General features: G+C 67.2%; 20 protein-coding genes. 14 read left to right on the forward strand and 6 right to left on the reverse strand.

What is annotated here, in order from left to right; all coding sequences use genetic code 11:
- Positions 1–40 precede the first annotated feature (40 nt).
- A complete protein-coding gene (gene purM, locus WIX39_RS11770) occupies positions 41–1,081 on the reverse strand; it encodes a phosphoribosylformylglycinamidine cyclo-ligase (RefSeq protein ID WP_106935256.1) in 1,041 nt (346 codons plus the stop codon).
- A gap of 141 nt (positions 1,082–1,222) precedes the next feature.
- Here purM and hda point away from each other — a divergent pair, with 141 nt between their 5' ends.
- The 5 genes from hda to WIX39_RS11795 all read left to right on the forward strand — a co-directional run bounded on the left by hda (position 1,223) and on the right by WIX39_RS11795 (position 6,054).
- Positions 1,223–1,909, forward strand: a complete 687-nt coding sequence (gene hda, locus WIX39_RS11775; protein ID WP_285412070.1) for a DnaA regulatory inactivator Hda — start codon at positions 1,223–1,225, stop codon at positions 1,907–1,909.
- Between the two features lie 28 nt (positions 1,910–1,937).
- The gene (pcnB, locus tag WIX39_RS11780) at positions 1,938–3,578 is read left to right on the forward strand and encodes a polynucleotide adenylyltransferase PcnB (RefSeq protein WP_409195068.1); all 1,641 of its coding nucleotides are present in this window, start codon (positions 1,938–1,940) and stop codon (positions 3,576–3,578) included.
- Positions 3,575–4,222 (forward strand): 2-amino-4-hydroxy-6-hydroxymethyldihydropteridine diphosphokinase, encoded by a 648-nt coding sequence (gene folK / locus WIX39_RS11785; protein ID WP_106935254.1) that lies wholly within the window; start codon positions 3,575–3,577, stop codon positions 4,220–4,222. Before pcnB ends, folK begins: the two co-directional genes overlap by 4 nt.
- A 162-nt stretch (positions 4,223–4,384) precedes the next feature.
- Positions 4,385–5,029, forward strand: coding sequence for a DUF47 domain-containing protein (locus tag WIX39_RS11790; RefSeq protein ID WP_081266931.1), 645 nt, complete (start codon positions 4,385–4,387; stop codon positions 5,027–5,029).
- A 14-nt stretch (positions 5,030–5,043) separates the two neighbouring features.
- Positions 5,044–6,054, forward strand: coding sequence for an inorganic phosphate transporter (locus WIX39_RS11795; RefSeq protein ID WP_081266930.1), 1,011 nt, complete (start codon positions 5,044–5,046; stop codon positions 6,052–6,054).
- 19 nt (positions 6,055–6,073) lie between these two features.
- Here the strand turns inward: WIX39_RS11795 and WIX39_RS11800 are convergent, their stop codons facing one another.
- Both WIX39_RS11800 and WIX39_RS11805 read right to left on the reverse strand, forming a co-directional pair.
- Positions 6,074–6,520 (reverse strand): hypothetical protein, encoded by a 447-nt coding sequence (locus WIX39_RS11800; RefSeq protein WP_081266929.1) that lies wholly within the window; start codon positions 6,518–6,520, stop codon positions 6,074–6,076.
- Positions 6,521–6,527: 7 nt separating this feature from the next.
- A complete protein-coding gene (locus WIX39_RS11805) occupies positions 6,528–7,052 on the reverse strand; it encodes a GNAT family N-acetyltransferase (RefSeq protein ID WP_106935252.1) in 525 nt (174 codons plus the stop codon).
- Between the two features lie 179 nt (positions 7,053–7,231).
- On the opposite strand from WIX39_RS11805, the gene rpsP reads away from it, so the two are divergent.
- The 8 genes from rpsP to WIX39_RS11845 all read left to right on the forward strand — a co-directional run bounded on the left by rpsP (position 7,232) and on the right by WIX39_RS11845 (position 13,391).
- A complete protein-coding gene (gene rpsP, locus WIX39_RS11810) occupies positions 7,232–7,495 on the forward strand; it encodes a 30S ribosomal protein S16 (protein WP_007831311.1) in 264 nt (87 codons plus the stop codon).
- Between the two features lie 16 nt (positions 7,496–7,511).
- A complete protein-coding gene (gene rimM, locus WIX39_RS11815) occupies positions 7,512–8,066 on the forward strand; it encodes a ribosome maturation factor RimM (RefSeq protein WP_081266927.1) in 555 nt (184 codons plus the stop codon).
- Positions 8,067–8,082: 16 nt separating this feature from the next.
- Positions 8,083–8,829, forward strand: a complete 747-nt coding sequence (gene trmD / locus WIX39_RS11820) for a tRNA (guanosine(37)-N1)-methyltransferase TrmD (protein ID WP_081266926.1) — start codon at positions 8,083–8,085, stop codon at positions 8,827–8,829.
- A 110-nt stretch (positions 8,830–8,939) separates the two neighbouring features.
- Entirely contained in the window at positions 8,940–9,320 is a 381-nt protein-coding gene (rplS, locus tag WIX39_RS11825) for a 50S ribosomal protein L19 (protein ID WP_081266925.1), read from the forward strand.
- A gap of 162 nt (positions 9,321–9,482) precedes the next feature.
- Complete coding sequence (locus WIX39_RS11830) at positions 9,483–10,202, forward strand: CoA pyrophosphatase (RefSeq protein WP_106937517.1); 720 nt, start codon at positions 9,483–9,485, stop codon at positions 10,200–10,202.
- Positions 10,203–10,232: 30 nt separating this feature from the next.
- Positions 10,233–11,234, forward strand: a complete 1,002-nt coding sequence (locus WIX39_RS11835; RefSeq protein WP_081266924.1) for a CobD/CbiB family protein — start codon at positions 10,233–10,235, stop codon at positions 11,232–11,234.
- Between the two features lie 22 nt (positions 11,235–11,256).
- Positions 11,257–12,351 carry a histidinol-phosphate transaminase gene (hisC, locus tag WIX39_RS11840; RefSeq protein ID WP_106935251.1) on the forward strand — a complete coding sequence of 365 codons (1,095 nt, stop codon included), beginning with the start codon at positions 11,257–11,259 and terminating at the stop codon, positions 12,349–12,351.
- On the forward strand, positions 12,348–13,391 hold the full coding sequence (locus WIX39_RS11845; RefSeq protein WP_234382727.1) for a hypothetical protein: 1,044 nt from the start codon (positions 12,348–12,350) through the stop codon (positions 13,389–13,391). Before hisC ends, WIX39_RS11845 begins: the two co-directional genes overlap by 4 nt.
- A gap of 9 nt (positions 13,392–13,400) precedes the next feature.
- Here the strand turns inward: WIX39_RS11845 and rsgA are convergent, their stop codons facing one another.
- From rsgA to WIX39_RS11860, 3 genes are read right to left on the reverse strand one after another with little or no spacing between them, the layout of a single operon-like run.
- Complete coding sequence (rsgA, locus tag WIX39_RS11850; RefSeq protein WP_081266922.1) at positions 13,401–14,360, reverse strand: ribosome small subunit-dependent GTPase A; 960 nt, start codon at positions 14,358–14,360, stop codon at positions 13,401–13,403.
- A 12-nt stretch (positions 14,361–14,372) separates the two neighbouring features.
- On the reverse strand, positions 14,373–14,732 hold the full coding sequence (locus tag WIX39_RS11855; protein WP_106935250.1) for a 4a-hydroxytetrahydrobiopterin dehydratase: 360 nt from the start codon (positions 14,730–14,732) through the stop codon (positions 14,373–14,375).
- Positions 14,733–14,765: 33 nt separating this feature from the next.
- Positions 14,766–16,025, reverse strand: coding sequence for a M48 family metallopeptidase (locus tag WIX39_RS11860; protein ID WP_106935249.1), 1,260 nt, complete (start codon positions 16,023–16,025; stop codon positions 14,766–14,768).
- Positions 16,026–16,085: 60 nt separating this feature from the next.
- Between WIX39_RS11860 and orn the strand changes: the two genes are divergently transcribed.
- Positions 16,086–16,682, forward strand: coding sequence for an oligoribonuclease (gene orn, locus WIX39_RS11865; protein WP_106935248.1), 597 nt, complete (start codon positions 16,086–16,088; stop codon positions 16,680–16,682).
- Positions 16,683–16,785 lie beyond the last annotated feature (103 nt).

Consider the following 16,785-nt stretch of genomic DNA (forward strand, 5'->3'; position numbering starts at 1 on the left):
CGCGTGCTCTGTTCAGGGAATCGGACGGAGCAGCCGGCGGTCAGCCGACGACCACCGGGGCGCCTTCGCCGCGCGTGGCGATCACGCCGATCTCATGCACCGTCTCGCCGGCGGCGCGCAGGGTGGCGGCACAGGCGGCGGCTTCGGCCGCGTCGATGACCACGACCATGCCGATGCCGTTGTTGAAGGTACGGTTCATCTCGATGTCGTCGATGCCGGCCACCTTCTGCAGCCAGGCGAACAGCTCGGTCTGCGGCCAGCTGCCCTTTTTGAGGTGGGCGGCGGTGCCTTCGGGCAGCACGCGCGGGATGTTTTCCAGCAGGCCGCCGCCGGTGATGTGGGCCAGCGCCTTGATCGGGTGCTTGCCCAGCGCTTCGAGCACCGGCTTCACGTAGAGGTGGGTGGGCTCCATCACGGCTTCGCGGAAGGGCTTGCCGTCCAGCGTGGCGGGAAGGTCGGCGCCGGCGCGCTCGATCACCTTGCGCACCAGGCTGAAACCGTTGGAATGCACGCCCGCCGAGGCCAGGCCCAGCACCACGTCGCCGGGCTTGACGTTCTGACCCGTGAGGATCTTCGATTTTTCGACCGCGCCGACCGCGAAGCCCGCCAGGTCGTATTCGCCGGCCGGGTACATGCCGGGCATTTCGGCGGTTTCGCCGCCGATCAGTGCGCAACCCGAGAGTTCGCAGCCGCGGGCGATGCCGCCGACCACGGCAGCGGCGGTGTCCACGTCGAGCTTGCCGCAGGCGAAGTAGTCGAGGAAGAAGAGCGGCTCGGCGCCCTGCACCAGCACGTCGTTGACGCTCATGGCCACCAGGTCGATGCCGACGGTGTCGTGCATGTTCCATTCGAAGGCCAGCTTGAGCTTGGTGCCCACGCCATCGGTGCCGCTGACCAGCACCGGTTCCTTGTAGCGCTTGGGCACCTCGAACAGGGCGCCGAAGCCGCCGATGCCGGCCAGCACGCCTTCGCGCATGGTCTTCTTGGCCAGGGGCTTGATGCGGTCGACCAGTGCGTCGCCGGCATCGATGTCGACACCTGCGTCCTTGTAGCTGAGCGGGGTGGGCGTGGAGGAGGTCATGGTTGGTCGAGGTCGGGAAGGACGCGAAAGGATGCGAGGACTAGGGAGCGGAAGGCGGCCCCGGTAACCATGTTGGCCGGGCCGATAGAATTCCTCACGATTTTAAGGGCCCTCGCGGCCCCCTCCATGAACCTTCCCGGGATGAAACAGCTCGCGCTCGATATCGGCATTGCGACGGGCCCCAGCTTCGACGCCTTTTTTGCCGGCCCCAACGAGGCGGCGCTGCGGCACCTGCAAGTGTGGGTGGGCGGCGCCGGCGGCCCCGCGCTGCACTCGCCGGTGCCGACCTATCTGTGGGGCGACGGCGGCAGCGGCAAGACCCACCTGCTCGAATCGGTGCGTGTCGCACTGCGCGAGCAGGGCGCCAGCGTGGGCTGGCTGCACGCCGGCCTGCTGGAGCCGCCCGAGTTCGACGAGCGCTGGGGCGCCGTCCTGCTCGACGACGTCCACCTCTACACCGCAGTGCAGCAGCACGCGGCCTTCAACTGGTTCGTGAACGCCCAGACCCTGCAGCGCGGCGTGGTCGCCGCCGGCGCCTTGCCGCCGGCCGACCTGCCGCTGCGCGAAGACCTGCGCACCCGCCTCGGCTGGGGCCATGTGTTCCACCTGCAGGTGCTGAGCGAAAGCGAACGCCGCGCGGTGCTGCGCCAGGCGGCCGACGCGCGCGGCGTGATGCTGTCCGACGACGTGCTCGACTACATGCTGCACCGCTTCAGCCGCGACCTCGGCAGCCTGATGGAGCTGCTCTCGCAGCTCGACGGCTATGCCCTGCAGACGCAACGCGCGATCACCATTCCGCTGATCCGCTCCATGCTCGAGAACGAATAAAAGAGCGAACTAGGCTTTCAACCAACAAATGATCAAGAAATTCATCGACAAGCTGCTCGGCAAGACCGCCGGCGGCGCACAGGGCAAGAGCCGCTTCGGCAAGCGCCAGGAGGTGCCGGCAGAGGTTCACAAGATCGATCCGGCCCTGGTCGACGAACGCGCGAAGAACGTGGTCACCACGCTGCAGCAGGCCGGCTTCGAGGCCTACGTGGTGGGCGGCGCGGTTCGCGACCTGCTGCTGGGGCTGCGCCCCAAGGACTTCGACGTGGCCACCAATGCCACGCCGGAGCAGGTCAAGTCGCTGTTTCGCCGCGCGTTCATCATCGGGCGGCGCTTTCGCATCGTGCACGTGGTGTACGGCCGGGGCCGCGAGCACGAGGTGATCGAGGTATCGACCTTCCGCGCCTACATGGACAACGCCGCCGCCGAGCAGGTGGCGGGCAACGAGCGCACCAGCAAGGGCGAGCTCGCCAGCATGAAGCATGCGGTGGACGCCAGCGGCCGGGTGCTGCGCGACAACGTCTGGGGCCCGCAGGAAGAAGACGCGGCGCGCCGCGACTTCACCGTCAACGCCATGTACTACGACCCGGCCAACCAGGTCGTGGTCGATTATCACAACGGCATCAAGGACGCCCAGAAGCTCACCTTGCGCATGATCGGCGACCCGGCCACGCGCTACCGCGAAGACCCGGTGCGCATCATTCGCGCCATCCGCTTCTCGGCCAAGCTCGCGGCCCTGGGCTTCAAGATGGAAGCCAAGACGGCCGCCCCGCTGGTCGAGTCGAGCAGGCTGCTGGCTGACGTGCCGCAGAGTCGCCTGTTCGACGAAATGCTCAAGTTGTTGCAGACCGGCCATGCAATTGCCACGGTCGAGCAACTGAACAAGCTGGGGCTGGCCAAGGGCATCTACCCGCTGCTCGACGTGGTGGTCGAGCGTGCCGACCAGCCCTTCGTCAAGGCCGCCCTGCAGGACACCGACCGCCGCGTGGGCGAAGGCAAGCCCGTGGCGCCCAGCTTCCTGCTGGCCTGCGTGCTGTGGGCCGACGTGCGCGACGGCTGGGCCCTGCGCCAGGAAGGCCAGCGCGGCCAGCGCCCGCAGGCGCCGTTCCCGGCGCTGCAGGACGCCATCGACGATGTGTTCAATGCCCGCATCGGCGACGTGTCCGGCCGCGGCAAGCTGGCCGCCGACATGCGCGAGATCTGGATGATGCAGCCGCGCTTCGACAAGCGCACCGGCTCCACGCCCTACAGCCTGGTCGAGCAGGCGCGTTTTCGCGCCGCCTTCGACTTCATGCGCCTGCGCGCCGACGTGGGCGAGGTCAGCGAGGCGATTGCCGAGTGGTGGCAGGAATTCAGCATTGCCGACGACGTGCGCCGGCAAGACCTGCTGGAGCAGGTGCGCGAAGAACAGAAGGTTCGCCAGCGCGTGCGGGTGCGCGACACCGCCGCGCCGGCCAAGCTGCGCAACGAGCCCGCGCCTCGCCAGAACCCGCCCCAGAACCAGGGCCGCGGCCAGGATGCGGAGCCGGACGACGAGGTCGAAGTCGAGGCCGGTGCCGTTCCGCCCGATGGCGAAGCCGCGGCGCCGCGCAAGCGCCGGCGCCGCCGCAAGCCGCGCCCCGCGGGTGGTGGCGGCGGTGAGGGCGGCGGCAGCGCCGCAGGCGAATGAGCGCGTCCAACCAGCCGAAGGACGGCAGGAAAAAGCCGGCGGCGAAGGCCGGCAAGCCGAAGGCCGCGCCGCCGCGCGCCGCAGGCAAGCCGCCGGCAGCCGGCGCCAGGAGCGGGCCGCCCGCTCGCCGCGCGCCCGGCCGTGCCCCCTCGCGCGGCCCCCGCGGCCCGCGCGAGGACTACCCGACCGTGCAGGCTTTCGTCGCCATCGGCGCCAACCTTGGCGATGCCGAGGCGTCCGTGAAGGCGGCCATGGCCGCGATCGGCGCGCTGCAGCGAACCCAGGTGACGGCCCGCTCGTCGCTCTATCGCAGCGAGCCGGTGGACGCCGAAGGCCCTGATTTCATCAATGCCGTGGTGGCCGTGCGCACCGGCCTGGATGCCGAGCAGTTCCTGGTGGCATTGCAGCGCCTGGAGACGCAGGCAGGCCGCGAGCGGCCTTTTCCCAATGCGCCGCGCACGCTCGACCTCGACTTGCTGATGCACGGCAATTCGGTGATCGACACGCCGACCCTGACCCTGCCGCATCCTCGCATGCGGGAGCGCGCCTTCGTGCTGAAGCCGCTTGCCGAAATCGCGCCCGACAAGGTGCCGCGCGCGGCGCTGGCGCGCGTCACGGGCCAGGTGGTCAAGCGCATCGTCTAGACGGCCGTGCTGCCGGTGCTGCGCCTGCCGGGCTGAATTTCTGGCGTTCCATCGGCCTTGAAAAGCCGGTCGGACCGGATTGGACGCTCGCGCCCGTTAAACTTCGCCGGTTTTTTCATGAAGGCGTCATGAAATTGTGATTGGCGCACCCCAGGAGTTTCCATGTTCGGCAAGCTGCTGCCCCGCGAGGGCAATTTCTTCGAGATGTTCAACCAGCACGCCGAGCGCATCGTGGAGGCGGCCAGGGCGTTCGAGCAACTGGTCGCCAACTACAGCGACGTGCACCTGCGCGAGCAGTACAACCGCGACGTCGACAACGCCGAGCGCGCCGCCGACCGCGTGACGCACGACGTCAACCGGCTGATCCACAAGACTTTCATCACGCCCATCGACCGCGAGCAGATCCACAAGCTCATCAACACGATGGACGACGTTGCCGACCTGATTCAGGACTCGGCCGAGACCATGGCGCTGTACGACGTGCGCCACATGACCGACGAGATCGTGCGCCTCACGGCACTGAGCGTGAAGTGCTGCGACCGCCTGAAGGACGCCGTCAAGTACCTCGGCAAGATCGCCGACCCGGCCGTGGCCGAGGCCACGCTCAAGACCTGCGAGGAAATCGACCGCCTCGAATCGGACGCCGACCGCGTCATGCGCAGCGCCATGAGCAAGCTGTTCCGCGAGGAGCCGGATGTGCGCGAGGTCATCAAGCTCAAGGCGATCTACGAGCTGCTGGAGACGATCACCGACAAGTGCGAGGACGTGGCCAACGTGATCGAGGGCATCGTCCTCGAGAATTCCTGAGCGGGTAGCGACCGATGGCAACGGTTCAGGTCGCCCTCTGGGTGGTGATAGTGCTGGTCGCGCTTGCGATCCTGTTCGACTTCATGAACGGGTTCCACGACGCCGCCAATTCGATTGCGACGGTGGTCTCCACCGGGGTGCTCAAGCCGGGGCAGGCCGTGGTGTTCGCGGCCTTCTTCAACCTGATCGCGATCTTCGTCTTCCACCTGAGCGTGGCGGCCACCGTGGGCAAGGGCATCGCCCAGCCGGGCGTGGTCGACGTGCACGTGGTGTTCGGCGCGCTCGTGGGCGCCATCAGCTGGAACCTGGTGACCTGGTACTACGGCATTCCGAGCAGCTCGTCGCACGCGCTGATCGGCGGCATCGTGGGCGCCGTGATTGCCAAGACGGGCACCAGCGGCCTGGTGGCCTCCGGCATCTGGAAGACGGTGGCCTTCATCTTCGTGTCGCCGCTGCTGGGCTTCCTGCTGGGTTCGATGATGATGGTCGTGGTGGCCTGGGGCTTCCGCCGCGCCACGCCGTCGCGCGTGGACCGCTGGTTCCGCCGGCTGCAGCTCGTGTCCGCCGGTGCCTACAGCCTGGGCCACGGCGGCAACGACGCACAGAAGACCATCGGCATCATCTGGATGCTGCTCATTGCCACCGGCTATGCCAACGCCGGCGACGCGAACCCGCCGACCTGGACCATCGTGAGCTGCTACGCCGCCATCGCGCTGGGCACCATGTTCGGCGGCTGGCGCATCGTGAAGACGATGGGTCAGAAGATCACCAAGCTCAAGCCCGTGGGCGGCTTCTGCGCGGAAACGGGCGGCGCACTGACGCTGTTCCTGGCCACCGCCCTGGGCATTCCGGTCTCGACCACGCACACCATCACCGGCGCCATCGTCGGCGTGGGCTCCACGCAGCGCGCGAGCGCGGTGCGCTGGGGCGTGGCGGGGAACATCGTGTGGGCGTGGATCTTCACGATCCCGGCGTCGGCCTTCGTGGCGGCGATTGCCTACTGGATCAGCATGCAGCTGTTCTGAGCGGCTGCCGGTACCGCAGTCACTGCGAGATCTTCCGCCCCTCTTCGACCTGGTGCTCGAAGTAGCGCTGGAAGCTGAACACGATGCTGGCCATCAGGATCGTGCTGCCGAAGAAGAGCGACAGCACCACCGCGCCGATGGTGAACCAGTTCGTGCGGCCGGGCGCCGCGTCCGCCGCGGCGCTCGCGTTGAAGCGGGCATTCCACTTCTCCGGCGTCATGAGGCCGTAGACGATGGCCGTCAGCGCGCAGCCGGCGATGGTGAAGCCCAGCAGCGGGATCAGCGCCCAGCTGATGCCATCGTCCACGCCGTACATCCGCACGCGCTCGATGCCGTAGACGCCTAAAGCCGTGGGAATGGGCAGCAGCCAGCCAAGCCAGTCGCCCATGCCGCGCAGGTAGAAGCGGTGCAGCCCCAGCGGGCCGCCGAGGAAGGTGAGCCAGGCGGCGGTGGTCTTGTTTTTCATGCGGGTTTCACTCGGGTCGGGTGGTGCTGCCTTCGCCGAGCACTTTTTCCATCAGTACGACATCGCGCCATTCGCCGAACTTCCAGCCGCAGTCCTTCAGCACGCCCACGTGCGTGAAGCCCTGGCCGCGATGCACGCTGATGGAGCCCGCGTTGGCCGAGTCGCCGATCACCGCGATCAGCTTGCGCACGCCGGCCGCCTCGGCAGCCTGCGACAGCGCGGCGAGCAGCTTGGCGCCCAGACCCTTGCCGCGTGCTGACTCGGACATGTAGATCGAGTCTTCGGCCGAAAAACGGTAGGCCGGGCGCGGCTTGAACCAGTTGCAGTAGGCAAAACCCAACACTTCGCCATCTTCTTCCGCGACCAGATACGGCAATTTCTTGCCCAGCACGTCGGCGCGGCGCGAAGCCATGTCGGCCGGGGAGGGTGGCTCCGTCTCGAAGGTGCCGGTGCCGTGCAGCACGTGGTGGGCGTAGATGGCCGTGATGGCTGCGACGTCTTCGTCGCGGCTGGGGCGGATGGTCAGGGGCATGGGCGAAAAACGGATGGCGCGAGGCCGGGATTCGGAGAAAACGCGTGTCGGGCTATAATCGCGGGCTTTTCAGCGTGTCGCTGGCCGGGTGGCCATGTCGCGTGTCTCGACGCTGGAAGAACATTGTGAGCGGGCCTTTTCTTAATCCACAAGGCTTGCTGACCACCCAAGGATAAATCATGGTCGTCATTCGACTCTCCCGCGGCGGCTCCAAAGGCCGTCCGTTCTTCAACATCGTCGTGTCGGACAAGCGCGTTCGCCGCGATGGCCGTTTCATCGAACGCCTGGGTTTCTACAACCCGACCGCCAAGGAAAACGAAGAAAGCATCCGTATCGCCCAGGACCGCCTGGCGTACTGGAAGAGCGTCGGCGCACAAGCTTCGCCCACCGTTCTGCGCCTGATCAAGCAAGCTGCCGCGGCAGCTCCCAAGGCGGCGGCCTAAGCCGCCCCGCACGGCGATGCTGCCCACACTCGAAACCGCCGAATTGCCGGCGGATGCGATCGAAGTAGGGCGCATCGCCGATGCATGGGGAATCAAGGGCTGGTTCAAGGTCCTTCCCCATAGCGCCCAGCCCGAGGCGCTTTTTTCTTCCAAGCGCTGGTTCCTGCAGGCTCCCGGAGCCGCTGCGAGCACCGCTTTCCGGCTTGCGATCCGCGAAGCCAAAGAACATTCCGACTGCATCGTCGCCACGTCCGAGGACGTGCCCGACCGCAATGCAGCCGAAGCCCTGCGAGGCGCACGAGTTTTCGTGCCGCGCTCCAGCTTTCCCACCGCCGGCGACGACGAGTACTACTGGGTCGACCTGATCGGCCTGTCGGTGGTCAACCGCGAAGGCGTGGTGCTCGGCACCGTGCGCGAACTGCTCGCCACCGGCCCGCAGACCACGCTGGTGCTTGCCGCCGAAGAAGACGGCAAGGCCGTCGAGCGCATGGTGCCCTTCGTCTCGGTCTTCGTCGACAAGGTCGACTTGCCCGGCCGGCTCATCACGGTCGACTGGCAGCCCGATTTCTGACGGGCGCTCGCGCGGCATGCGCTTCGACGTCATCACCCTGTTTCCCGAGCTGTTCGCGCCTTTCCTGGCCAGCGGCGTGACGCGCCGCGCCTACGAATCGAAGCAGGTGGAGGTGGTGCTCTGGAATCCGCGCGACTATGCGCTGGGCAACTACAAGCGCGTGGACGACCGTCCGTTCGGCGGCGGGCCCGGCATGGTCATGATGGCCGAGCCGCTGGCCGCCTGCCTCGACGCGGCCCTGGCCGCGCGCGGGGCGCAGGCGCCCGTGGTGCTGTTCTCGCCCATCGGCGAGGCCTTGCGGCACGAATCCGTCGAGCGCTGGTCCGCCAGCGAAGGCGCGGTGCTGGTCTGCGGCCGCTACGAGGGCATCGACCAGCGATTCATCGACGCGCGCATCACGCATCAGGTCAGCCTGGGCGATTTCGTGCTCTCCGGCGGCGAGATCGCGGCGATGGCGTTGCTCGACGCCGTGGCCCGCCTGCAGCCGGGCGTGCTGGGCGACGAAGCGAGCCATGTGCAGGACAGCTTCAACCCCGCGCTCGACGGCCTGCTCGACTGCCCCCACTACACCCGTCCCGAGCAATGGAACGGGCAGGGCGTGCCGGCACCGTTGCTTTCAGGCCACCATGCGCAGATCGAGCGCTGGCGCCGCGACCAGCGCCTCGCCATCACGGCCGAGCGCCGCCCGGAGCTGATCGAGGCCGCCCGCGCCGCCGGTCGGCTGGGCAAGGCCGATGAGGCCGCGCTGAAAAAAAAGCTATAATCGTCGGCTCCCCGATCCTCTGCCCGGCCGCGCCCGGTCTTCTTGCGGTTCTTCCGTGAAAGCCAAAAGCGCCTTTTGTGTAGCCCGACACGATCGAACATCAGGAAATCATGAACCTCATCCAGACCCTCGAGCAGGAAGAAATCGCCCGCCTCGGCAAGACCATCCCCGATTTCATGCCCGGTGACACGGTCATCGTCAGCGTGAACGTCGTCGAAGGCACCCGCAAGCGCGTGCAGGCTTACGAAGGCGTCGTGATCGCCAAGCGCAACCGTGGCCTCAACAGCGGCTTCACCGTGCGCAAGATCTCCAGCGGCGAAGGCGTGGAACGTACGTTCCAGACCTACAGCCCGCTGATCGCCGGCATCGAAGTCAAGCGCCGTGGCGATGTGCGCCGCGCCAAGCTGTACTACCTGCGCGACCGCAGCGGCCGTTCGGCACGTATCAAGGAAAAGCTGCCGAGCAAGTCGACGGCTGCGTCGGCTTCCTAATAAGCCGCCTTCCTGTCGTGCAAGAAAAGCCGCCGTTCTGGCGGCTTTTTGCGTTGGTGCTCCGCACGGGACACAGCCCGAAAGACAGCGCCGCCTTTTTACGCTCTACTCCCTCCAGCCGGTCCTCCGTCACTTCATCTCTTGACCAACATCGTCGTCCCCATGCAATCCGCGCCCCTCGAACCCGTCAATGCCGTGGTGCCGCCCACGCTGCAGCAGTTCGACCCGCGCGAGACGCCTTTCGTGGATGGCAGTGATGGCTTGCCCGCGGTGTCGGCGGGGCAACTGACGGCGCAGGCCCTGCGCGCGCGTTTCGCCAACCCGCCGGCATGGACGCCCGAGCTGCGCCGCGAGCCGCGAATGATCGACCGCGCACCCGCACAGGCCGCCGTGCTGGTGCCGATCGTGCAGCGCCCCGAAGGCGCGACCGTGCTGCTCACCGAGCGCACCACGCACCTGTCGAACCATTCGGGCCAGGTCGCGTTTCCTGGCGGCCGCGTCGATCCGGAAGACGCCAACATCTCCGCCGCCGCGTTGCGCGAGGCGTGGGAGGAAGTCGGTCTCTCCGCGCAGTTCATCGAAGTGCTCGGCAGCCTGCCGACCTACACGACCGTGACCTCGTTCATCGTCACGCCCGTGGTCGCGCTGGTGCAGCCCGACTTCGAACTCACCATCAACCCCTACGAGGTGGCGCAGGCCTTCGAAGTGCCGCTTGCGTGGCTCATGGACCCCGCCAACCACCGCCGCCACGCCGTGAGCGCAACCGACGGCCGCAAGCGCGAGTGGTATTCGATGCCCTACCAGGACGGGCCCGACGAGCGTTTCGTCTGGGGCGCGACGGCCGGCATGCTGCGCAATCTCTATCGCTTTCTCGCCGCCTGAACCTTCAGGCTGGATCGCTATCATCGAAGGATGAGCTTCTTTGCCATCCTGTGCGCGCTGCTGATCGAGCAGGTGCGGCCGCTGGGCCCGCACAACCCCGTGTACGGCAGCGTTCTGGCGTGGACCCGCTGGACCAGCCGCAACTTTGACGCGGGCAAGCCCCATCACGGATGGATCGCATGGGGGCTCGCGGTGTTCGTGCCGACGCTGCTCGCGTTGGGCGTGCACTGGCTGCTGGTGCTCACGCTGGGCCTGCCGTTCGCGGTGCTGTGGAGCATTGCGGTGCTCTACGTCACGCTGGGCTTCCGTCAGTTCAGCCACCATTTCACCGACATCCGCGACGCGCTCGACGAGGGCGACGAGCCGCTCGCGCGCTCGCTGCTCGCGCACTGGCAGGGTGTCGACGCGGCGGACCTGCCGCGCAGCGAGATCGTGCGCCACGTCATCGAGCATTCGGTGATCGCCGCGCACCGCCACGTGTTCGGCGTGCTGGCGTGGTTTTCGATCATCGCGGCCATCGGCCTCGGGCCGGCCGGCGCGGTGTTCTATCGCATGAGCGAGTTCGTGTCGCGCTACTGGGCGCACAAGAACGGCGCCGCCGTGCAGCCCTCGAGCGTCGCGGTCCAGGAAGCCGCCGAGCGCGCCTGGCATGCCGTCGACTGGCTGCCCGCGCGCATCACCGCGCTCGGCTTCGCGGTGGTCGGCAGCTTCGAGGAAGCCATCGATTGCTGGCGCAACGATGCACAGCGCTTTCCGAACGAAAACGACGGCGTGATCCTGGCTGCCACCTCCGGCGCGGTCAACGTGCGGCTCGGCGGCGGCTCGCTGCGCCCCATTCCAACGCTCGACCCGCTGTCGCGCGCCCAGGCCGGCGACACCATCGCCGACGGCCGGGCGCCGGACAGCGGCAGCACGCCCGGGCGCGAGCCCGAGCCCGGCCACCTGCGCAGCGTCGTCGGGCTGGTCTGGCGTTCGGTCGTGATGTGGATGGTGCTGCTGGCACTGCTCACGCTCGCGCGCCTGCTCGGCTGAGCCAGCAGGCGAGGAACCCTTCATGACCACCCAAGTCCCGGCTTTCTGGAGCCCGCGCATCGGCGCGCTCGAACCCTACGTGCCCGGCGAGCAGCCGCGCATCGCGAACCTCGTCAAGCTCAACACCAACGAGAACCCGTATCCGCCTTCGCCGGATGTCGTCGAGGCCATCCAGCGTGCCGCGGCGAACGGCCTGGAGCTCTACCCCGACCCGACCTCGCTCGCGCTGCGCGAGGCCGTGGCCCGGCGCCACGGCCTGCGCGCCGACCAGGTGTTCGCGGGCAATGGCTCCGACGAGGTGCTGGCTCATGCGTTCTTCGCGTTCTTCCAGCAAGCCGAGCCGTTGCTGATGCCCGACGTGAGCTACAGCTTCTACAAGGTCTACGCGCAGATCTACGGCATTGCCTGCGAGCTGCAGCCGGTCGACGAGGGTTTGCGCATCGACATCGACTCGCTTGCCGCGCGGGCGCGAGAAGGCTGCGGTGGCATCGTCATCGCCAATCCGAACGCGCCCACCGGCATCGGCCTGCCGCTCTCGCGCCTCGAGCAGCTGCTGCAGGCGTGCCCCGACCGCGTGGTGCTTGTCGACGAGGCCTATGTCGATTTCGGCGGCGAGAGCGCGCTGTCGCTGGTGGGCAAGTACCCGAACCTGCTGGTGGTGCAGACGCTTTCCAAGTCGCGTTCGCTGGCCGGACTGCGCGTCGGCTTCGCGTGCGGCCAGTCGCACCTGATCGACGGGCTGGTGCGCGTCAAGGACAGCTTCAATTCGTACCCGATCGACCGGCTCGCGTTGGCCGGCGCGGTGGCATCGCTCGAGGACGAAGCCGCGTTTCGCACCGCCTGCGACAAGGTCATCGACACCCGCGAAGGCCTCACGCTGCAGCTCGAGGACCTGGGCTTCGAGGTGCTGCCTTCGCAGGCCAATTTCGTCTTCGCGCGCCATCCGCAGCGCAATGCGGCCGAGTTGGCCGCGCTGCTGCGCGAACGCGCGGTGCTGGTGCGGCATTTCAGGCAGCAGCGCGTAGCGCAATACCTGCGCATCAGCATCGGCACGCGCGAGCAGTGCAGTCTGCTGGTCCAGCATCTGCAAGACATCCTCCAGAGCCCCGCCGCATGAAGGAAGCCCTGCCGATGCCGACCCTCGACACCGACCCGCGTTCAGCCGCCTGCGCCAGCTTCTGGCAAGCTGTGAGCGGCCAGCTCGACAGCCTGCGCGCATTGCCCGGCCAAGAGCTGATGGAGGCCTTGAACGGGCTGCTGGAGCCCTCCTTTCCGAAGCTCGCGGTGGAGGTTGCGGGCGATTCGCCCGCATTCACGCTCGTGGTCACGGCGCATGGATCGGTCGAAGACTTCGACGACGTGATGATGCTGGTCCAGAGCGCGCCGGCGCTGCCCCAGGTGGAGGTCGAGGCCTTCCGGCAGCGAATGGGCAAGGGATTCAGCATCCGCATGGACGACTTCGAGCTCTCTAGCGCGGACGTGCTGGTCAAGCACGAGCGATACAAGGGCCTCGTGGCGCTGGAGATCGGCTTTGCCAAGCCCATCCCCATGGACATGCAGGACCAAGCCCGCCACATGAGCCTGATCATGCTCGACCACATCCTGGGCGAGTACGACACGGCCATCAAGGTGGGTCCGGTCGACTATGTCGACGCTGGCGAGCAGGCTGCTTTCGACGGCGTGCCGCTCGATGATTTCGTGCCGCTTTTCGACGCCTGCTGGCGCGAGGAGCTCGGCCACACCGGATTGTTTCCGGTGGGCGAGCATGCATGGTCCGCGCTGAGCGCCACGCGCGACACCGAGGACGGCGGCGAGGTAGAGCTGATCGTCATGCGCAACGACTCCGCCGCCGCGCTGGTGGGGCGCGCCGACCTGTGCCACCGGCTCTCGGCCGCGGTGCCGGTCGAATCGGGCGAGGAGCTGGAAGAAGCGCGCCTCTTCGGCGACCAGCTGACGGCGCTGCTGCAGACGCACGAGGACGGCTGCTGCACGCACGTCGTGCTGGAAGAGGGCGTGCGCACCATCAACTTCCATGTGGCGCAGCCCGAAGCGGCGATTGCGCATGCGCAATCCATCCAGGAGAACTCGGAGCTGCCCGTAAGGCTCGACCTGGCCTTCGATCCGACCTGGAACTCGTACCGGACCTGGGTCGGCTGAGGCGCTGGCTCAGTACCGCTTCTGGCTCAGTTCGGCGAACAGTTCGCCGTAGATCTTGTAGCGGCTCGCGCTGATGGCCCCTTGCCCATCGGCCGATGCCACATTCGCGATCACGCCGCAGCCCGGCTCGTGCAGATGGGTGCAGTTGTAGAACTTGCAGTCGTTCGCGTGCTCTGCAATGTCGGGCATGAGCCCCGCGAGCTGCATCGGCGCGATGTGGTTCAGGCCGAATTCCTGGAAGCCCGGCGAGTCGATCAGGCCGGTGGTGCGCGCTTCGTCGATCCAGTACCAGGTGGTGCTGGTGGTCGTGTGCTTGCCTGAATTCAGCGCCTGCGAAATCTCCTGGGTGAGCACGCTCGCGCCCGGCACCAGCAGGTTGGTCAGCGTGCTCTTGCCCGACCCCGACGGACCGAGCACCAGCGTCGACTTGCCCGCCAACAGCTTCATCAGCGAGGCGTAGTCTGCCTCGCCCGAGGCCTTCAGCGACAGCGGCAGCACGCCGTGGTGCATGCGCCGGTAGGGTGCCAGCTTGGTCCAGGCGCGCTCGAAGGGCTCTGCCAGGTCGCTCTTGTTCAGGGCAATGATCGGCTTGATGCGTTCGGCCTCCGCCGCGATCAGCGCGCGTGCCAGCTGGTGCTCCGAGAATTCCGGTTCGGCCGCGATCAGGATCAGCACCTGGTCGAGATTGGCCGCGAAAGACTTGGTGCGGATTTCGTCCTGCCGGTAGAACAGGTTGCGGCGCGGCAGCACCTGCTCGATGGTGCCTTCGTCTTCGCTGGCCTGCCAGTGCACCCGGTCGCCGACCACGGCCTGGCTCTTCTTGCCGCGCGGATGGCAGATCAGCCGCTCGCCCGTGGGCGTCTCGACCAGGCAGTGACGCCCGTGGCTGGCGACGACGAGGCCGTCCTGGAGGGCCTTCGCAGCCGTTGCGGCTGCTGCTGGCGCGGCGCGGCGGCCCGGCTTAGCCAAGGGCGGGTACCGTCATGCGGCAGCGGCTGCCGGAGCGGCCACCAGCGCGTCGGCCTCGCGCGCGCAGTCGAAATCCGTGGCGGACAGGCCGCTCACGTCGTGCGTGTTGAAGCGCACCACGCAGCGGTTGTAGTGCACCGACAGGTCGGGGTGGTGGTCCTGCGTATGAGCCACCATGGCCAGCGCGTTCACGAAGGCGATGGTCTCGAAGTAGTTGGCGAAGGTGAAGGTCTTTTCGATGGCGACATCGGCGCCGTCGCCGGTGAGCTTCCAGCCGTCCAGGCGCGCGAGGCCGGCGACGATCTCGGTGGCGCTCAGCGCCTTGCGGGGAGGGAGGTTCTTCCAGTCTTTGGGCTTGAACATGCTGCTCATGGGAGGCTTCTTCTGAATGAGGTGAGGGGGCGGTCAGGCGGCCGTCATGCGCGCAAGGCGCTCCGAGGCCGGCGGGTGCGAGTAGTAGAAGCTGACGAACACCGGGTCGGGCGTGAGCGTCGATGCGTTGTCCTGGTAGAGCTTGAGCAGCGCGGCCGACAGGTGGGCGCCGCTGGTCTGCGCCACCGCGTAGGCGTCGGCCTCGAACTCGTGCTTGCGAGACAGGCGCGCTGGCAGCGGCGCCACGAAGAAGCCGAACACCGGCACCGCGAGCATGAAGAGCAGCAGCGCGAGTGCGCTGTTCGGCGCGGCCATGTTGGGCTGCACGCCCAGGCCGGTGTAGAACCAGACCTGCGTCGACACCCAGCCCAGCAGCGCGAAGCCGGCCAGGCTCAGCGCGAACATGGCGATCAGGCGCTTCACGATATGGCGGTGCTTGAAGTGGCCGAGCTCGTGCGCGAGCACGGCCTCGACCTCGCTCGCGTTGAGCTGGCGCAGCAGCGTGTCGTAGAACACCACGCGCTTGCTGGCGCCGAAGCCTGTGAAGTAGGCGTTGGCATGCGCGCTACGCGTGCTGCCGTCCATCACGAACAGGCCCTTGGCGGCAAAGCCGCAGCGCTTCATGAGGGCGGTGACGCGCGCCTTCAGCGTGGGGTCGTCGAGCGGCTTGAACTTGTTGAACAGCGGTGCGATGAAGGTCGGATAGATCAGCATCAGCAGCAGGTTGAAGCCCATCCAGGCACCCCAGGCCCAGAGCCACCACAGCTGGCCCGCGGCACCCATGAGCCACAGAATGAGCGCCGCAATGGGCAGCCCGATCGCCGCGCCCAGCAGCGTCGACTTGACCGTGTCGGCCAGCCAGAGTTTCCAGGTCATCTTGTTGAAGCCGAAGCGCTCCTCGAGCCGGAAGGTCTGCCAGAGCGTGAAAGGCAGTTCCAGCAGCCCGCCGATGGCCGCGAATGCCGCCAGCAGCGCGAGCTGCTGCACCATGCCGCCGCCGATCCAGGCCAGCAGCAGCTTGTTGAGCACGTCGAGCCCGCCGAGCAGCGTCCAGCCGAGCAGCAGGGCGGTGCCCCAGGCCATTTCGATCAAGCCGAAGCGCGCCTTGGCGATGGTGTAGTCGGCCGCCTTCTGGTGGGCGGCGAGGGTGATGGTTTGCGCGAAAGCGGCCGGCACGGTGCCGCGATGCTGTGCCACATGGCGCACCTGTCGGGAGGCGAGCCAGAACTTCACGAGCAGCCCCGCAACCAGCGCGACCGCGAAAGCAATGGTGAAGATGAGCGAATAGGACATAGGAGCGGCGAGTTTAGCCCTCGCTATCTGGGGCCGCAGACCTTCGACGACAATCCTGCGATGCCCGAATCCCTTGACCCGACGTCCCCGGCCGCAGTGCCCACCCTCAAGAAAAGCGACCAGAACCTGGTCTGGCTCGACTGTGAAATGAGCGGCCTCGACCCCGAGAAAGAGCGCCTGCTCGAAATCGCGGTGGTCGTTACCGGCCCCGACCTCACGCCTCGCATCGACGGCCCCGTGCTCGTCATCCACCAGAGCGACGCCGTGCTCGACGGCATGGATGCCTGGAACAAGGGCACCCATGGCCGCAGCGGCCTGATCGACAAGGTCAAGGCCTCGACGCTCGACGAAGCCGCCGCCGAGCAGCAATTGCTGGAATTCATCGCCAGGTACATCCCGCGCAGCGGCTCGCCCATGTGCGGCAACACCATCGGCCAGGACCGGCGCTTCCTGGTCAAGTACATGCCCAAGCTCGAGGCGTATTTCCACTACCGCAACCTCGACGTCAGCACGCTGAAGGAACTGGCCAAGCGCTGGAAGCCCACGGCCTACAGCAGCTTCAAGAAGCAGCAGGCGCACACCGCCCTGGCCGACGTGCACGAGTCCATCGAGGAACTCGCGCACTACCGCGAAACCTTCCTTCGTCTTGCGGATTGATCCTGATTAGGTAAAAACCCGGATTCGTGCCATAATTGCGGGCTTCGCTGATCAGGCCATGTGTTCCAGGCCCGGCCAGCGTCTCTTGCATCTCCCTATCTTG

Origin of the sequence: Variovorax sp. AB1(2024), from assembly GCF_037482385.2 — a bacterium.
Taxonomy (GTDB): Bacteria; Pseudomonadota; Gammaproteobacteria; order Burkholderiales; family Burkholderiaceae_C; genus Variovorax.